12 protein-coding genes and 1 pseudogene are annotated in these 19,416 nt (G+C 32.9%); 6 read left to right on the forward strand and 7 right to left on the reverse strand.

Annotated features, from left to right (window positions below; genetic code table 11):
* Positions 1–3: 3 nt before the first annotated feature.
* Complete coding sequence (locus ETSB_RS10040; RefSeq protein ID WP_171816433.1) at positions 4–177, reverse strand: hypothetical protein; 174 nt, start codon at positions 175–177, stop codon at positions 4–6.
* Between the two features lie 1,144 nt (positions 178–1,321).
* Here ETSB_RS10040 and fmt point away from each other — a divergent pair.
* Positions 1,322–2,317 (forward strand): methionyl-tRNA formyltransferase, encoded by a 996-nt coding sequence (gene fmt / locus ETSB_RS07580; RefSeq protein ID WP_044107239.1) that lies wholly within the window; start codon positions 1,322–1,324, stop codon positions 2,315–2,317.
* Positions 2,318–4,400: 2,083 nt separating this feature from the next.
* Here fmt and infC read toward each other — a convergent pair.
* Positions 4,401–4,931 carry a translation initiation factor IF-3 gene (gene infC / locus ETSB_RS07585; protein ID WP_044107240.1) on the reverse strand — a complete coding sequence of 177 codons (531 nt, stop codon included), beginning with the start codon at positions 4,929–4,931 and terminating at the stop codon, positions 4,401–4,403.
* 2,160 nt (positions 4,932–7,091) lie between these two features.
* A complete protein-coding gene (gene msrA / locus ETSB_RS07590) occupies positions 7,092–7,754 on the reverse strand; it encodes a peptide-methionine (S)-S-oxide reductase MsrA (protein WP_044107241.1) in 663 nt (220 codons plus the stop codon).
* A 781-nt stretch (positions 7,755–8,535) separates the two neighbouring features.
* On the opposite strand from msrA, the gene ETSB_RS10045 reads away from it, so the two are divergent.
* Entirely contained in the window at positions 8,536–8,685 is a 150-nt protein-coding gene (locus ETSB_RS10045; protein ID WP_171816434.1) for a hypothetical protein, read from the forward strand.
* 165 nt (positions 8,686–8,850) lie between these two features.
* Positions 8,851–9,083, forward strand: a pseudogene (locus tag ETSB_RS09425) (DUF4327 family protein).
* A 145-nt stretch (positions 9,084–9,228) separates the two neighbouring features.
* Here ETSB_RS09425 and ETSB_RS10530 read toward each other — a convergent pair.
* Positions 9,229–9,363, reverse strand: a complete 135-nt coding sequence (locus ETSB_RS10530; protein ID WP_269763989.1) for a hypothetical protein — start codon at positions 9,361–9,363, stop codon at positions 9,229–9,231.
* A 540-nt stretch (positions 9,364–9,903) separates the two neighbouring features.
* Between ETSB_RS10530 and ETSB_RS07605 the strand changes: the two genes are divergently transcribed.
* Positions 9,904–11,388 (forward strand): site-2 protease family protein, encoded by a 1,485-nt coding sequence (locus tag ETSB_RS07605; RefSeq protein ID WP_044107243.1) that lies wholly within the window; start codon positions 9,904–9,906, stop codon positions 11,386–11,388.
* 861 nt (positions 11,389–12,249) lie between these two features.
* Here ETSB_RS07605 and ETSB_RS07610 read toward each other — a convergent pair.
* Together ETSB_RS07610 and ETSB_RS07615 are read right to left on the reverse strand one after the other, a co-directional pair.
* Entirely contained in the window at positions 12,250–12,990 is a 741-nt protein-coding gene (locus tag ETSB_RS07610; RefSeq protein ID WP_044107689.1) for a DUF3153 domain-containing protein, read from the reverse strand.
* A gap of 83 nt (positions 12,991–13,073) precedes the next feature.
* A complete protein-coding gene (locus ETSB_RS07615) occupies positions 13,074–15,329 on the reverse strand; it encodes a ribonuclease R family protein (protein ID WP_044107244.1) in 2,256 nt (751 codons plus the stop codon).
* A gap of 1,736 nt (positions 15,330–17,065) precedes the next feature.
* Here ETSB_RS07615 and ETSB_RS10050 point away from each other — a divergent pair.
* The gene (locus tag ETSB_RS10050; RefSeq protein ID WP_171816435.1) at positions 17,066–17,206 is read left to right on the forward strand and encodes a hypothetical protein; all 141 of its coding nucleotides are present in this window, start codon (positions 17,066–17,068) and stop codon (positions 17,204–17,206) included.
* A 242-nt stretch (positions 17,207–17,448) separates the two neighbouring features.
* Here the strand turns inward: ETSB_RS10050 and clpP are convergent, their stop codons facing one another.
* Positions 17,449–18,090, reverse strand: coding sequence for an ATP-dependent Clp endopeptidase proteolytic subunit ClpP (clpP, locus tag ETSB_RS07620; RefSeq protein ID WP_269764001.1), 642 nt, complete (start codon positions 18,088–18,090; stop codon positions 17,449–17,451).
* Between the two features lie 1,060 nt (positions 18,091–19,150).
* On the opposite strand from clpP, the gene ETSB_RS10715 reads away from it, so the two are divergent.
* Entirely contained in the window at positions 19,151–19,414 is a 264-nt protein-coding gene (locus ETSB_RS10715; protein WP_332403810.1) for a hypothetical protein, read from the forward strand.
* Positions 19,415–19,416 lie beyond the last annotated feature (2 nt).

Genomic DNA, 19,416 nt, shown 5'->3' on the forward strand with positions numbered 1-19,416 from the left:
ATATCAAAGAGGGTGATATTTAGTATAAATACTCTGAATAATACTAAGTAAATCTGGTGCTAACTCAGAGAAAGGGTTAGGCTTTAGTAAATCTAAAAGAGGCAATTGTTTTGTTGCTTGAGTGAAGTTTAGAATTTTTATAATATCTCCAATAATTCCTCCGATGATTATTTCCATCTTATTTTATGAATTTTATTTATAAATTTCTCTAAAAAACTTGTATTTATTTAAAATTAGAAGAATTAGGAAAAGTATAGACATTTTACCTGGATTGATTGACATAACGCGCTGTAATTAATGTATTATTTTTTTTATAATTTTTTATTATTGATTTATATTTTACCCTATAATAACATAATTCTGCACAGTGAAATAATTATAATTATCTAAAATTTATACGGTTTATATGGCAAATTTACTTCAAATTAAGCTCTGTTATTGAATATTTTGATGTAATTGATGATGATTTAGAAGTATATACTTGATCAAGTCCTATTCCTAACACAGTATAGGATTCCGTCTCCTGCCTCTAAAACAAAACTTCGTAATAAATAACTCCATTAATACCAGCAATCATTCCTTAAATTTTCATTAAATTATATTAAACCAAAGCCATACTAAACATTACAAGTCTAATGGCGATCATGTTCTGTGGATTAACAGGTACCGATAATTTTATTGAAAAATTGACCTGTCTTTGATAGTGTAGGAAAAGGGAATAGTTACTATTGGCAGAAATACAAAAGTAAGGGTTTTTGATAAATGTCATTTAAGTAATTAAATACGATTAATTTAAAGTTATATATCAATGATTTTAAGCGGGATTTAAACTCAATTACTTCTATTCTTGTTAATTTTTGTTTGCTTACCATCTAGATAGATTGTAAGTTCTTAAGATATTGTTCAATATACTTCAGTAATATAGGGCTGGCCCATTGTGTTTTTTTTATTACTAGCCAATAGGCTAATTTTAAATTTACTAATTTTTTAAAAAAAAGATTAACAATTAATTGATCACTAATCAAGCCAAAAACTTAGATGTTCTTTAACTGTCATCGAGTATAGATAAACTTTTCTTTAAGATGATCAAATAATAATGTCTGTCAACTTGTTAATACTGAAAAATGTTTATTAAATAAATTTAAAGAGCAGTGTAAAGTGTTTGAGCTGCTGGGTTACAGCGAATTATTTAATCAGATATTGTGATTAATTGATAATGATCGCCCACTCACTCTACGTCAAGGTTTAACATTTTGTCAATAAATAGGCTTTAAGATTGTATTAGGAGTATTCTTTCTACCTTCTTCCTTTCTTTTTTAATATGCAGGTTATTTTTTTTGGAACCCCAAAATTTGCCATCGCTACGTTGCAACGGTTGCTAAATCATCCTGATTATAAAGTTATAGGAGTTGTTACTCAACCCGATAAACGACGGGGACGGGGTAATCAATTAGTACCCTCTGCTGTCAAAAAAGTTGCTCTACAACATAATTTACTTCTCTGGCAACCTAAAAGAATCAGAAATGCGCAAAAGATCCTCTCTGAGCTTAGAGAAGCCCAGGCAGATGTCTTTGTTGTGGTGGCTTATGGACAAATATTATCCCCTGAGATCTTATCTATTCCTAAACGAGGCTGTATTAATGTTCACGGCTCAATTTTGCCCCAATATCGCGGAGCAGCTCCTATTCAGTGGGGTGTATATAACGGGGAACAACAAGTAGGGGTTACTACTATGTTAATGAACGAAGGAATGGATACAGGAGATATATTGCTTAAATCTGTGAAATATATTGGATTATTAGATAATTGTCAGCAAATTACTGAAGAACTAGCTCAAAATGGGGCAGATTTGTTGTTAAAAACCTTACAAAAACTAGAAGTTGGGGATATTATTGCCACTGCTCAAGATCCAACAGAAGCCACCTACGCTCCACTAATTCAAAAATCTGACTATAAGATTAATTGGTCTAGATCCGCAATCGCCGTTCATAACCAAGTACGGGGATTTTATCCTAATTGTATCACCAATTTCCGTGACCAATCCCTGAAAGTTATGGCGACCATTCCGTTAGAAGATATTGATTGGGAGTCTTTACCCTCTGCGTTTCAACCCCTTCGGCAACAAGCAGCAAAATTACCAACTTTTAAAGGAACCCCAGGGGAAATCATGAGTAACATTAAAAATTTTGGACCTGTGGTACAGACAGGAGAAGGACTGCTTCTCTTAAAAGAAGTACAATTATCGGGAAAACGCCGTCAGTCAGGGTGGGATTTTTTAAATGGAACTCGTGTAAACGTGGGAGAAAAATTTTTTTAACTAACTTTAGGATGATTTATGGGCTTATATAAATAAGATCCCTTATAATGTTGGTTAGAATTTACTAAACAGCGCATTGTCTCTAAATAAGTTGTAATACAGTAAGGAATATCTATAATTATCCAACGGACATTCAATATTTTTTTCTGAGGGGTTAAGTCAATTAGACATAAAAAAACTGTACTCAAAAACAGCCATCAACTTTGTATTAATAATGATGATGGCGTTCAAGCACCATATAAATTTATCTTTTTAATTCTAGATAATTACCAACCTGAAGTATCCAATCAACTTGGTAATTATCTAGGGTTTGATGAGGATGGAGTAAGATTATCCTTATTGGTAAAGACTGTGTTTTCACTTTTGAGTGGCATTGGCTGACTATACTAGTTAATTATAGCGTTATCTTTTAGCTTTTTAATCAATCTAGCTCATATCGTGATCGCTTTTTTAAAACAATTATCATCTGTATAATTGCCATTAGATTTAAATTTAAATTAGATCAAAGTATTCTAATTAGTTTAGCTGATTCTACGGTTAAAAAATTTCGTTAAAGATAAATAAGTTTACTAAACCAAATCCTAAAATCGGAGCAGAAAGACTACTACTGCAGCCATAGTGTTTATGGCTCCATAGCCAGCGCTTAAAATAAACAGACTGACACTAAGGACATTTCCTATTGAGACTGCTAATCTTTTTCGAGACGACAGACAGAATCTTGTAGGGGGATAATTCCTTTTTTTAGCGGATTTTTTTTTTATAAGTAACTATTGAATGATCGATAAAGTAAAAAGTAACTTTGAGAAAAGATATTATGGTGAGTAATTAAGCCCGAAGGATACATTTTAAAACCTGAAACAAAATAATCTCTAACTAATAGAATAAAATAACCTCTCAACTACTTCTATCTGAAAAGACGAAGGGTAAGTGAACAGGAGTTAGATATTATTGACAGATAGACTTAAATATAATCTAGTCCAGAAACATAAAGGGATTGTAAAAAATAAAGGATAAAAAATCAACAAAACAGAGGAGATTCTCAAAATAGGAGATAGCTATCGGTACTCTTATAAAGAAATTAATAGCTAAGGCTAAGTTCCATTATACTTGATCACTGAATCTTAATGTTCGGACTTTAGCCGCTTATTCGAAATATTTGATAATTTATCTCATGACCAAAAATAAAGTTTCATAGTATAAACATCTAAAAAATTACAGTTCTCAGTCAAAAAAGAAAAGTAACATTCAATTAAAAACTTAGAGATAAAGGAAAATAGGACGACAGTTTATTCAAAAGAGTTATATAAAGTCAAGGTTTTAAAAAATTTTTACAAATAATATTGTTATATTTTATTTTGCTAAGATTATCAAAACTTAAATAAAGCATTATATCTTAAACTTTACTGGCATCTTATTTTAAAGCAAAAGCTAACAGCTCAAACATAAAAACTATGTCACTGACAGAGAATAACACTAACTAAAATGTTCAATAAGTAGAAAAATTCGGTTGAATAATATAAAGATTAGGTATTTTTTAAACATTGTAAAAACAATAAAGAATTGTTGTTTCTAATCAAACACTTAATCAAGTAGTACTGCTGACAGCATAAATGACTAAATGCATTGTTGACAATTCTAGCAGGAGCTTAGACCTAATCAACATATTAAAACTTCAAGAAAACCCATAGCCAGTCATAGTTAAATATCCTAACTTTGTTAAAGTGATTTCTCTTGCCTGATGGGGTTTCAAAACAGTATGTAAATATCCTGAAATACTATGTTTTTTACATTAATCAAAAACGATATTAACTGAAACAGATGAAAATAAAATAGGGAAGAAAATAGTTGTAATTCAAAACAAAATCTAAGCAGAAGAAGATTTCATCAAATGGTTAAGAATCATCGCTCCACAGTATAATAGAAAAACAAGCTCTTGTTATTTTGATAACAATATAAAAATATTTTTAAAAGCTTTAACTGACTGTCACAATAAGACAAAATAATCCCCTCATCCTAAAGAGGGGAGTTAACGAATTTAATTGCCTAAATGTGACTATGTTATCAACAGTTTTTTAGTCTTTCTTTACTTCTTGGGGGTTAAGAACATCATCATATTTCGTCCCTCCCGTTTAGGAATTTGTTGAATGTCAGCGATGTCTTTAAGATCTTGAGCCATACGGTCTAGTAAATTTAAGGCCAAATTGGAATGTTGAATTTCTCGACCTCGGAATGTAACCGTCGCTTTAACTTTGTCACCAGACTTAAGAAAACGTTTGGCTTGATTAATACGTACCATATAATCGCTTTCGCCGATTTTATAACGCATCTTTACTTCCTTAACGTCGGCTGTATGCTGCTTTTTCTTGGCTTCTCTGGCTTTTTTCTCCTGTTCAAATTTATATTTGCCATAATCCATGATTCGGCAGACAGGAGGTTTAGCAGTTTCACTCACCAAGACTAAATCAAGCTCCTTTTCTTGCGCGATGGTTAAGGCTTCATCAGGAGTCAGAAGACCGACTTGTGCACCATCGCTATCGATGACTCGGATTTCAGGAAAACGAATTCTTTCGTTGATTTTGGGGAGATCCCGTTGAGGGCGTCTTTTATCTATCACAGGCGTTTGTTGTTATATCTTAAATAGATGGACGAACTTAAGTGAATATAAATGAATAGGGTAACTAATTTCATTTTACTAACTTTTAACTAGGTTCTATCTTAAATACGAATATTACTTTTTGTTTGTGATCATCTATCTCAAGATTGGGATTTGATTCACTCATGTCGATCATTATCCGATAAATTTTAGATAGTACACATTGACAAATTATGTCAAATGTGTACTATCTAAAATAGATAAAGTAATCACTAGTAAAACCACGGTCAACCTCAAAAAATAGTTTCCTTTCAGTTTAACACCAATTGTCCATTAACTCTTTAATCCTCATGAATTCTAATCGAATAAAAGCTCACAGAGCACTAAAAAAGTAAGTTAAGATCATCTCATATTTTTTAAGCAAGATTTTATCAGTTCCACATTATTACTTTAGGACTTAAGAGTAACATTCAGTAATTTAATTTTTCGACTGAAGAAATATATCTTTAGTAACTACATTTAAGTTTAAGTCCTCAAAAGAATATAGTGTCGATTAGTATTATCTGTAATTTTTTTTAAAATTTTAATTTTCCCAAGCTCTTTGAAATAAATGATTATATGATTTTCCTTTGTATCTAGACTTTCAACTGACTGTTACTCTTCTTTTTGGATTAAGAATTATCGATTTTAGCTATTCTTGTTTTCCCCTAATTTCTGGTTATTATATAAGCTCTTACATATATCATGCTGAACAAACAATTACAGCCTAAATATTGAGATTAAGAAATAAATATAAAAGTCTAAATGAAAATTGGACGTTTACTTCCTCATGATGATTCGGATCACTATCTCCTCTTTTCTGTTAATTTTTTTCTTTAGTTTCAGCAACCAGTTTATATTTCAACACATTTTATATTTAAGTTTTTCTGTCAATACATAATACCTAAAACTTATCAATGATTTTAATGGAAACTATTAAAAATCTTGACGATACCGGGTTTTATATTTTTTTCTGCTTATCCTTAATGATTATTTTAGAATAAATCAATTTTTAGGATGTGTAACAGCAAGATTGGATTTAGCGCGGTTGGAAGATTCGATATACTTATTTTCGATCAATGATAAATCAGTTAATATCTAAGTGAATAGACAAGAATATTTCTTAAAGACTATATGCTAAACAAAATATTACCTAGGAAGAGTTAGATAAGCTACAGTATTATAAGTATTTTTTTCCTTTTTTTTGTGTGATGCATCAGAAATGTTTTTTTGTGTAACATGCTATGCTAACACACTATCTAGTTCTTTTAAGAAATACAATTATACCGAACTGATGATATAAAATTAACCAGTAAAATTTAAAATCTGAGAATTTTACTGGTTAATTTTATGTAACCTATAGATCAATAATCTCTTTTTAAAATCAATTTTTATTTGTTGTTAATTACACTTTTATATGAAAAAATTACATATGGATATATTTGATAGATATTTTGGATATAAATAGTGAAGTTTTCTATACTTGATTTAATACAACTTTTTTTTGCTTGACTATATTTTTCTGAAGTTAAATAAATATATTCTTTCTTAAGAGGGCTACAAACCAATTTTTAAAAATTTTAATTTGATTGTCTAGTTGACACGTATTTAGTTTGAACTACTAATTTATTGACAGTATTCTGATGAAATTTTTCAATATATATACTAATATTTATGATAATTTTATTTTGATAGTTTAGTATATTTTTTATATTAAAAATACTTAATTTTTCTCTAAATTTATTTTCATATCATAGATATGTCAATATACTATGGAAAATTTATGTATTTTAAATAAATAGCTGGTTTTAAGCTGATTTAAAAACTTAAAATCAAGCATAGTGTTATTATCATTTATTACTTATATTGTTCCCGTATATCTTATAATATTAGCACATAATTCAATTGAGCAATAACACCTTTAGGTTTTTATTAAGCTTCTAAGTAGTCCAAATTACTAAAGGTCCTATGGTAATTAACTAAATATTACTACTTCTTAGTAATAAATTATTTTATTACTAAGAAATAGTAAATTTTTCTGAGATAAACAGATATTTTTTATTGACTCAAAAGATAAATAGTTAATATTTTATTCGAATTTGAAATGAACTTAACACCTGATAGAAAATAATTGGTCAATAGTTAATTACCTGTCGTATTGAAACCAGCAGGAAAAATAACATTTATTCCTTCCAAACCACAATAACCGTTAGGATTTTTGGCAAGATACTGTTGATGATAAATTTCTGCATAGTAAAATACAGAAGCATCCAAAATTTCCGTAGTAATTTTGCTATATCCCATTTCAGTTAATGCTTTTTGGTAAACTTCTTTAGAAGCTTCTGCTTGTTGTTTTTGTTCGGGGGAATAAACATAAATTCCTGAACGATATTGAGTTCCTATATCATTTCCCTGACACATTCCCTGGGTGGGGTTATGACTTTCCCAAAATATCTTTAACAGTTGTTCATAGCTAATAATTTTGGGTTCAAAAACTACTAACACTACTTCATTATGACCCGTAAGTCCGGTACAAACTTCTCGATAAGTAGGATTAGGAGTTAACCCGGCTGTGTACCCTACTGCAGTCGTATACACCCCTTCAAGTTGCCAAAATGTCTGTTCCGCTCCCCAAAAACATCCTAATCCAAACATTGCGGTTTTCATTCTTTCAGGAAAGGGACATTTAATAGGATTTCCATGAACATAGTGGAAAGTTGAGACGAACATTTTCGCTTCTCGCCCAGGCAATGCTGTCTCAGAAGTAGGCATAGCTGATTTTTTACCAAATCCAAATAATTTCATAGTTTTTTACCTAAATAAATATCCTATTCTTATCTTAAATAGAAAAAATCGCTTCTTCAAAGTTATAGTTAATCACTACCACATCCACCACATTTATTGTAACTACTGCTGCAACCATACTCTGAATCTACTCCCCTCTTAAGAGATAGCCAATTTCATCTACACGTTGTTTCTTCACTACTTAAACTTCCAAAATTAAAGAAATCACTAATATGAGTAACATAATATTCAGGACATTTTTTATATATTTCTTTTGAAGAAGTAGTATTTTTAGTGATCAAAACTTTTGCCCAGTAAACTAACTTATAAACTTATTTTATTTTCGGTTTAACTTGGATATAATTCTTTATAAGTTATAATGATTCCTAGTATATATAATTAATAATTATTAATTATATATACTAGGAATCATTGATTATATAACGTTATTATTGATTTTTATATTAAAACTAATTAATCAGTATTAATATTTATTTTCTATTTATAAAAAGATCAAAACTATTGTATTTATTCTATGATTTTCCTATAACTATCTGAGATATAAGTAAAATTTTTTTACCTTTACCTATTATTACCCCTCAGTAAAAATTAAATCCGTTCCAGGAGTTTGTTCTCCTATGGCTGTGGCTTCGGTTTTAACCCTTCCTTTAACGCTTAGGAATCAAAGGTTAGCTTTCTTCCTATCCTTTACAGCTTAGAGGACTTAGAACAAACATTGGGGTGGGCTGATATAGTGCTGTTGTTAAAAGTTAGTTCGGTCTACTCCCAAGTGTGGTAAATTTTGCGACGGTTAAATTTATTAGAGCACGCTTGGGTGGTGGAACAGGCGACTCAATCGGATCAAGTCATTTATGATGAGTTGGAGGAGCAATCAAACCTTCTACTTTCTTATTTTTCCTTTCTCCTTTCTCATTATTTACGTCAAGCCTAGCGATCTTCGCAACTCAATTTAACGTCCTATAAACCTTTTCTTTATTAGGTTTTAGGATTTTAGCTAAAAAAATATAGCTTTTATTCCAGTCAAAATTATGTCAATTAACTGCCGACTTCGACAATAGTAAATATTGGATATCATTAACTTTCTTGAGCAATTCCTATGAGTGTTACTACCCTTCCTATCCTTAAGTCCTCTTTAAGATGTTCATCATATAATCAGTATTATCACTAATCAAGTCCGTCAACTTGTCAAAAAAGAAACGACGAGTCGTCATAAACCTAATTAATATCCTTTGCGAGTGTGTCTCCCCTCGTGAATGGGTATATGTGAAAACAGAATTAGAAAGATATAATTATTTACTACGAGATCAAATCGGCAATCCGATTAAATAACCAGCCTCAGTACTAGCCAACTGGTTTGAGATACTCTTTTAAGTCTCGGACACGTCCATCCTTGACCGTCAATAAAACTTTAGCTACAAAGAAAGGGATTTGGATCAATATTTAGGATTACAAAACAGTTCAACAAAACCCGCTCCTATGTGAGGCTATTCGATAGCCCTTTAAGATCAACCATCAACTCATCAATTTTTTCTTTAAGAGTTTGAGCAACTTCAGGACTAAAATTAAAGCTGACGGGTCCTTGAACTAAGTTTAGTGTCAGTTGCGTCATTGATAAAAAATACAGCATGTAAGGATATCTTCACAACTACTAGATACTCCCCACTTGGGAGAGAATGTAACTCTAAATAAAGATAAATTACTTATTATGCATATCAATTTTACTTATCTACCGTCAAAGACAGAATACTATAGTTTTACCCTATTTATCTATGTTTTCAGGGAATGTTAACAACTTTTGTTAGAAATAAGTGAACCTTATAGTAGGTAGTAAACTGTCGACGTTAATGGGAGTTTCCTGCGTTTTCAGTTTAAATTGAGATCTAAGCTATTTATCATCTAAATCAACATGTTGAGACTAGAAAGATAAGGGAGTGAGAGGAGGAGAAATGGACGGTTTTCATGAGGTTAGAATATACCCAGTCCAGATCCATAAAAACCTTGCTTAAGCTCCTCTATAAAACTTGACAAACGTCGATACTAGTGTGGTGTGCTTGAGTATCCTATAATAAATGTATAGATTCAGTATAGTTGGTGTTTTAACTAATAACTCCTAAGACGACTACCCCAATTATCTAAACACTTATAAATCATGTTAAACCCATTTGAGACAACTACTATACTCTTGATCGTTTTGGTCGCCTCGGGGATTTTAACCTGGGGTTATAACAGAACTAAATTCTATGGTAAATCAGTAGTTTTTGCCGAGTTGCAGTCGTTAGCATTGATAGCTCCCTGGCTAGTATCTTTCGGGTTATTTGCTGCCGGAATTTATCTTAATTTAGTTACAATTTTATTGTTGTTGGTAACTTCATTAGGAGTATACATTTATTTAGGAAAAAAACTAAGAGCTGAAGGTCAAGACGTCATCCTAAAAAAAAAAGTCGCTGACGGTTTACAAGAACAATGTAAAGCTGAGAATTCTCAAGTCAATCAATCTGAAAGGACTCATCTTGATTCTAACCTGAAAATTGTAGCAGATACTCTACCTATTCCTAAAGAAGATCTTAGACTGATTAAAGGCATATTTGGCATTGATACATTTTTTGCGACTGAAACAATTTCTTATCAAGAGGGAGCAATTTTTAAAGGTAATTTACGAGGGGAACCTGACACAGTTTACCATCACCTTTCAGAAAAATTAAAAGCTCGTTTTTTTGATAAGTACCGTCTCTTTTTAGTAGAAGGAACAGAAAAAAAACCTGTAGTGATAGTGCTTCCAAGTATTGTTGATCCACGACCAACCACCTTAGTGCAGAAAAATATCGCTTTGGTCCTGTTTGTAGCAACTATTTTAACTAGTTTAGAAGCATCAGGAATTCTGTTAGGATTCGATTTGTTCAGTAACTGGAGTCGTTATCTAGAAGTTATACCCCTTAGTTTAGGACTGTGGACAGTTTTAATTGCCCATGAGATTAGTCATCGTCTTCTTGCAAAACATCACAATGTGCGCCTGAGTGTTCCATTTTTTCTTCCCACCTGGCAAATTGGATCGTTTGGGGCAATTACTCACTTTGAATCCTTACTGCCTAACCGAAATGTCTTATTTGATATGGCTTTTGCTGGCTCTGCTGCAGGATGGGGATTTTCTTTAGTATTGCTGACGGTTGGATTGGTATTGTCTCATCCAGGAAGTTTGTTTCAAGTACCTACTCAGTTTTTTCAAGGCTCAATTTTAGTTGGCAGTTTAGCTCGGGTGGTGTTCGGAGAAGAACTACAAAAATCGCTAATCGATGTTCATCCATTAGCGATTATAGGATGGTTAGGATTAGTTATTAATGCTCTTAATTTGCTTCCTGCGGGTCAGTTAGATGGGGGACGAATTGTTCAGGCAATTTATGGAAGAAAAACTGCAAGGAAGACTACAATAGTGTCCTTAATTGTCTTAGGAATTGTAACATTAATTAACCCCCAAAATTCTCTTCCTCTTTATTGGGTAATTGTGATTCTTTTTCTCCGACGAGACTTAGAAAGACCAAGTTTAAATGAGTTAACTGAACCTGATGATACCCGTGCTGCGTTGGGTTTATTAATCATATTTCTTATGTTAATGACTTTAATTCCTTGGTTTTTCTAGCCTACCTATAATAAGGTAAAAATCGATGGATATTAAAAATTTTATTTTACAAGGTTACCAACTTTGCGAATACTTAATTTTTATAGAATTAGATTTTTATAAATCTATAACACAATTATAATAGAAATTATAAAAATCATCAGCTGCTAATTTATCAAACCCAGTATAGAATAGTTAACTCCTTTAAGTTTTAGCTAGGAAACAAAAAAAATAGTAGCTATGAAGATTAATTTGTTGATTACTATCAAGCTAAAATCATGAACTCTTATATACAGTTGCCATTTTATAAATTTTTATTTAATACTATTTTTTATTTAAAACTATTATCTTTCTATATATATCCAGTTCTGGACCATAAATAAAAAAAATAGATAAAATTATTTATTTTTTTAGAGTTTTAGTTCGGCTTTAACTATACCACTTGTATATACTTGGTTATTATCAAAAAATAATGACTTGATTTATTTCTTTTCAGAATATGGTGACTACTTGTGCTTACTTTTATTTTCGTTGTTAGAAAAATTTTTTGTCTGCAAGTCAACCTCAATAACAAGTCAAGCTCAATAATTTTTACTCTCTTTAAACTATGTCATTATTGCTTACTTATTTAAGCTTATTGAGCTTAATATTATATTAAGAACTATTAATCTATTTATTTTTTAAAAGTGGGATAACAAACTAACAGTTGACGCATGACAACCTAATTAGTGTCTTTTAAAATAAAAAATCTCTATTTTAAAACTCGTAACAATTATCTATTCCATCATCATAAATTTAAACAATCCTGAAACCTAAAGTTTTTATTGATTAGTATTGTAGTCATAGTATTACTGGAAATTGCAGTTTTTGTATTTATATCTTTCATCTCGATGGTTGTATTTCTGAAAAATGTGGATACTTTATATAGAATCCAGTCAAAATCAATAAAATAATGCCAATAGTTCCAATTCCCAAATAACTAGGAACCCAAAAAGAGGCTTCAATAGTATTGATTTGACCAGGTTTTAATTCCCAAATAATCTGATGTTTTTTTTGCTTAAAAGAGGTATTACTAACAATATTTTTAAGTCCAAAAGGAGCTTTTAGAATAAATTCTAAGTCTACTAATGATCCTGTACTAAGAATAACATTGCCCTGACTCGATAAAATTCCTAACGCTCGTAAATCTACTTCTAGATTAAGTAAATTATGTTCTATAAATAGCCAATTATCTTGTTTTAAAGACATTTTGGCTTTAAGGTTCACTAAATCTGAATCGTTGTCCTTAAGAGACTGAGTTTTTCTAGACGTAGGAAAATTTAAAAATTTATTGAATTTCTCAATCAGTTCTTTACCATTCCCGAAAGGAATTTTGACAATAATCTCTCGGGGAGATATCCGTTTAGCTTTTCCTTGAAGATTTTCTGCCCGTTTTTCAAGGCTGTCTAACCATTTATTCACTTCCGTTTGACTTAAGTTAGTTAACTGTTCAGTCAAGCTAATATGTTGTACAATTTCTCCTCGATGTTGTTGAAAAAAATCTACACTTACACCATAGTGAACACACCCACTTAATAGGGTTAATAAACTAATGACTAGAGGCGTTAAAAAAAACCTTAACAAACCACTAAATGCCTGATTTTTACTTTTTTTATTGAAATACTGTTCTTGATTTTTCACGGTTAACCATTAACTTTTAACTAAAATTAGTCATCGTCCCAATCATCATTTCTAGCGAAGCTTCCACCCCCGACAGTTACTAAATCAATCTGCTGGCGATAATAATCTACACTTTTTACCTCTACTTCAACTTCATCGCCTAAACGATAAGCAATGCGATTTTTTCGTCCCACTAAACAACCATGACGAGCGCGATATTCATACCAATCATCTTTTAAAGAACTAACATGAACTAGTCCTTCCACCAATAGGTCTTCAATTTCGACAAAGAAGCCATAAGATTGAACTCCCGTAATCAACCCTCGAAAAACTTGGCCAGTGCGTTCTTTCATTTTTTCAGCTTTCTTCAAGCCATCGAGATCTTTTTCTGCGTCTTCAGCTAACTTTTCACGGTCGTTAAGATGAGAAACTAAAATGTGAAATTCTTCTTCAAGACTTTCTTGTATAGCAGGGGGTAAAACATTCCAGTTAATATCAATATGACAACGACTGCTGTGGAGATCTACCCCTGTTTTAGTCTGTTTGGTACGACGATCACGCCCTTCACTGAATAATAACTTAATCATACGTTGTACTAATAAATCTCCATATCTTTGACCAGGAGAAACACAATGAGTATAACAGTCATGATAAGCTAAGCCGAAATGGGGAGCCGAATGACTGCTGTATTTAGCAGATTTTAGGGTATCTTTCAAAAGAAAATTTAACACCCGCACCGATGAACATTGATTAAATCCTCGAGTCAAATTGTAATAATCTTGAGCGGTAATCTCCTCTTCGGAAGACAGTTGTATATCTATTCCTAAATTATCTACCAGTTTCAGTAAATCTTCTAATTCTTCCCAATCAGGCTCAGGTTGAGCACAATAAAGGGAAGGAATTCCTAAAGCGTAAAGATGATCCGCTACCGATTTTCCTGCTAGGATTATCAACTCCATCAACAGCGAGCGCACAGGAACCTTCGATGAAGCAATAATGACTCCTAAACGTCCTTCATCTTGATAAGGTGATCGCGGCTCTAACTGTAGTTCAAACCCTCCTCGTTGCAACCGTTGTGCTTTAACTAAGGGACTAAGAGTCAAAAATAGTTGCTTAAGACATTGAGCTAATTCTTCTTGTTCGGCAGACAGCTGGTCAAAATGGGTTAATAACCCTTGAGCTTCTTGGTAGGTCAGTTGTTCATTAACATTAATAACTGTTGGGTGAATTTCGAATTCAGTCATTTGACCATTTTTATCAAAGGTAATTAACACTGAGATGGTTAAACAATCCTTTTCTGGGACAATACAACAACAGTCAGTTAAAGCCTTTGGCAATAAGGGAAGGACTTTGTCACCTAGATAAATCGTTGTCCCTCGTTTTTTTGCCGTTTTATCGAGGAGCGAATCAGGGGTAACATAATGGGCAACATCAGTAATATGAACACCTAATTGCCAGTACTGATCGGGAATTTGTTCAAGCGTAAAAGCTGTTTCAACAAAAGGAGGGTGGTCTCGTTGCTCATCTTCAACAAAGGTAAACGTAAACTTTTGACGTAAATCAACCCGCCTATCAATTTCAGCTCGATCAACAGTTTTTGGTAAAGCTTCCGCCAGTCGTTCCACCGCTTCGGGGAAAATTTGGGGCAAATCGTGTTTACAACAGACGATATCTGTATCAGCAGCTTCTTCGGCATCACTTCCTAAAATGCGGGTAATAGTTCCCCAGGGGGGATGTTCTCCAATCGGATAGCGTATTACCGAGACGTGAACTAAATGGTTGACTGCTTGTTCTAAACTATTCTCCTCATTCTGTTTAAGTAGAAGTTCAAATAATAAGCGATCATCGAGAGGAATCGCTTTATAATCTCCATTATCTTTTTTTACTTGAGCAAGTAAAGATGGATTTGCCCGTTCCAAAATCAGTTTAACTTCTCCTTCTGGAGAACGACGACGAGTGCCTTCTTTAATCACTTTGACAAGGACGCGGTCACTGTTCCACGCATTGCTAAGATGGGTTTCTCGTATATAGATATCATCAGCGTCTTCTTCATCTTGAATCGCAAAACAAAAACCTTTGCTTGAACAACGTAATTTAGCTTCAACCAGATTTTTCTCAATAGAACGGCGATATTTTCCTCTCTCCTTAACTAAAACTCCGATTTTTTCTAGAATATCTAAAATTATTTGGAGCTTTTCGATGCTTTCTTCATCTTCACACCCCAACTTTTTCTCCAGAAATTTAGCCGCAACTAATTTGTCATCTGTAAAATTGGACAAAAGTGTAGCGATTGAAAATTCCATTTACCTATTAATCTTCCTTACTAAATGTGAGTGGATCTTATTGGTGGCTGGAATCATAGAAGAGTAGTTGCTCGACAGCTCCCTAAACTGTTACGTCTTCTATACCCAACACCATGAAGAAAGAACTTTTCTTTCTTCAATGAGGAGATTGCCTAGTTAGGGAGCTTAGCTAACTAAGATTGTGGCTCAGTTAAGTGATTACTGTCTTTATTCTGTCTTCATTCTTAAGATTTTAATCTTTAGAATGGCTAAGTTAGCTTTCCTAATTATACCTCTGTTTACAATCGAGAAGCGACCCTTGATATATCTGGATTTGCCGCATTATTTATTGCTGGAGCTCTAATCCATATTAGCAGTGAAGTTGCTCCTAGGAATCTTTGATTTTGTACTTGAAAAGTAGTGTCCTACGAGAACAGGGTGAGAGTTGTATTATCTAATGAGAAGGACTACTTTCATTGGAAGTCAACTCTGTCGAAAATGATTGTAAAGAACTAATTCGTGAACACTTCCCTTTCACAAACTTATCCGGATTTTAATTTTACCAAGGTAACGTGATACTTACGAGGTTTGTCTTTGACAAAAGTGAAAGTAAATGTTGATTTTTATCTCATTTTAGATTCCTCTAACAAGTTGCGTAAGCCCACAGCGCAGCCTTTCATGTCAAACCATAAGACTTTACTACTTCACTAACTTTGTTCATATAGAAAATGTTGCCATTTATTCACCTCTATCCAGATATTTATAAAATTAGCGTTAACGACTATCCATCAACTGTAAATGTATTGTTTTTTTACTATCAGAAAAGCTTTTCTACTAGTTTTAAACTTTTTAGTGTTTTTGATTGTCTGGCAAAACCCAGGCACCTTTATCTTCAACAGCTAGGGCAATGGGGTTCGTTCTTTAATTTTCTAGCTCGTTTCTAGGTGTCGATTAGACTTCATTTTATCTTCTTTTCTAGCTTCATCGTCAAGCCTTGAGCACATTTTTATCCTGATATCGCAGGTATATTTCCCTACGGCTCGATACGTTCCGTTCGTTTATAACATAGGGCTTACCAACATTATGAGAGATAGGTTTACCCGGATATAGAAATCTCTTTTCAAGAGCAATATAAAATATTTCCACAAAAAGGAATTCTAAACTTCACGAATCCATAAAATCAAGATGTGTTTATATTTGACTTGTTTTTCTCCAATACTTTCCTACCTTTATTTACTAATAAAGTACAAATAAACTTAATAAAAATAGTAGCGAGTAGCTCAAAAAATTATGTTGACTCAATTCAGAATTCTTTATCCTCAAGGCGGTGTAATCAGTGAATTAGTAGCAATTGATCACAGAAAGTATAAGTTAAAAACCATGAACCATTTTTTTCTTCTAAGGTTCCGAACATTTCGGTAGTTGATCAAACCTACTCTAAAACACCGTTACCGGAGTAACAAGTTCCAGTTGCGACTTCTGTCAAAGTCCCCTAAACGCCAGAGGCGAGCTCCTCTGAACCATCAGCTTTTGCTGAAAAAACTACAAGCCAATCTTGAAGCCAAGTATTATATATTTCTAACATCAATGAAATCATAATTGAACCAGTGGAGAAAGTTTTCCTCAAACCCTCCTTAGTAGAAGAAAATTATACTAATCATAATGATAAATTAGCTGAACCGATGTAAGAGGTTTCCTTAAGCTCTTCTAAAATACAAGAAACATTTATTTCAACACCAGAGATAGGCAAAATTTCAATGCCAACGACTATCATACGCCAAGAGCTTCCAGACGTATCTTCTTCGAAAGAAAAATCTCCCCTAACGAAAATTGAAGAACCTCTTGAGTTTTCGGAAATTATTGCCCGTTCTAATACAGAAATCAAGTGTTTAGGCTAGACACAAGTGCAAGGACGCGAATATTTGATTCAAACTTATGGAAATCAATCACGTTAAGTTCTTTCTAATGAGGAGCTCATCGAATTTCTTTATTACCTCCAAAGTTTACCAACTTCTTAACTTTTCCTGAAAATCGAGGGAAAGAATTACTTTTAAAAATAAATCAGTAACGCTTGCTAGCTAAACTAATTTAGGGGTTAACCGTCGCCGTTGACCCCTACCTTGGGTTTTACCCTAATTTCCTAATTAACAGTAGGAGGAGGATTGCTAGCCGAAGGACGACGGTTAATCACTTGGTCAATCAATCCATATTTTTGAGATTCTTCAGCGGACATGAAAAAGTCTCGTTCCGTATCTTGAGAGATTTGCTCAAGGGGCTTTCCTGTGTGATGTGCTAAGTGATTATTGAGGAGTTGCTTTAGATAAAGAATCTCTCTAGCTTGAATTTCAATATCTGTGGCTTGTCCCTGGGCGCCTCCGAGAGGTTGGTGAATCATAATACGAGAGTTAGGCAAGCTCATCCTTTTTCCTTTAGCTCCTGCACTGAGAAGGAAAGCTCCCATGCTAGCAGCTAACCCAATGCAGATTGTAGAGACATCAGGACGGATTTGGTTCATAGTATCAAAAATTCCTAGTCCTGCTGACACAGACCCCCCTGGAGAGTTGATATAAAGATAAATGTCTTTTTCTGGATCTTCTGCTTCGAGGAATAATAACTGAGCAACGATAAGGTTAGCATTTTCATCTCTGACCTCTTGTCCCAAAAAAACAATGCGTTCGCGTAACAGACGAGAGTAAATATCAAATGCGCGTTCACCACGCCCAGAAGTTTCAATAACGGTAGGAATCATAAAGTCTCTATTTTTTGGTGTCTTCCTTTTGATTTTAGCGAGTTTGTTCGTGTGTTGAACCTCCTATTTTTTAAACGATACATTAACAAGTTTTATCGAATACGCTTTATACTGCGACAAGCTACAGTTAAAATATACTAATAATGTCAAGTCAAACTATATTTATATTCATTTAAAATTCTACTTAATTTACTTGTATATTCATAACTCAGAAAGTTATAAGTCTTGATTATAGTTAATATAGGGCTAGTGCGTTATTCGATGAAGTGCTCAACAAAAACGCAAAGTAGCGTGTCGAGAACTATAATAAATAACATTGGGGTTTAGTCAATAATTTTATAGAAGAAAAGACTTTTATCTTTAAATAATCAAATAAATATCCTTCGCTTATGACGTTTGTCGAGTTTACTCTGTATCCAGACTAATTGCTGTTTTGGCTTTAATCCCTTAATCTTCGCCTTGACTATAAATCAGCTGATAAGTACAAAGTTTCTGGTGTTTGTAAAACTCCCGACAAAACTTCATAATTGGAACCAATAGAAACGATATCAACAAGCTTACTCGGTTATGCAGTTTTTTCGTTGTGATTGTAACTTTGAAAATCACAACGAAAACCGCCCTTATTTAACTAATCTTTTAGTTAGAGCTAACATTATTAAAATTAGATAAACTATTTTTAGGGTAATACACTTTTACTTTTGACATTGAGTGAGCGATATAGCTCCCTGATTCTACCGAGCCCAAAAAGTTTAATATTTATATAAATGTAACCGTTATTTAAAAATCACTTATTACTTTGACTTTGCTTAAAACCTCAGCGTTCAATGTTTCCACAATCCATATTCTTTCCAATGGGTTGACCATCATGGCTGAACAAATGCCAGTTAAAGTGATCAATTTAAACCTCTGGTTAAAAGTAATATCTACGTTGTAATTCAATTATCTTAATGGGATAGCGTATTTATTAGAATATATGATTTTCAAAGGAATCTCTCACCTCAAAAGGAGAGAATTTGAACGATTACTTGAATAACAAGGAGCACTGACCAATGCAGCGACTCTCCAAGAGAGTACTTATTACTACATCAATTGTGTGCTCCAAAATTTCAAAGACCTTGCCCCATTGCAATTAGATGTGATCTTTAATCCTAATATTGCTGATGAGGCATTTGAACGAGAACGGTTAGTAGTTTTAGAAGAAATCCACTGGTCGAATGATAATTCTCGTCTTGGGACTTTTTACAGGGCGATGGAGCCCTGTTTTAAGATTTTGCCCTATTGTCGTCGCGTGCTAAAACCAGCATCCACCATTAAAGGATTAATTGCCCAACAAATGCGAGACTTTCACAAAACTTAGTA

Source organism: cyanobacterium endosymbiont of Epithemia turgida isolate EtSB Lake Yunoko (genome assembly GCF_000829235.1).
Taxonomy (GTDB): Bacteria; Cyanobacteriota; Cyanobacteriia; order Cyanobacteriales; family Microcystaceae; genus Rippkaea.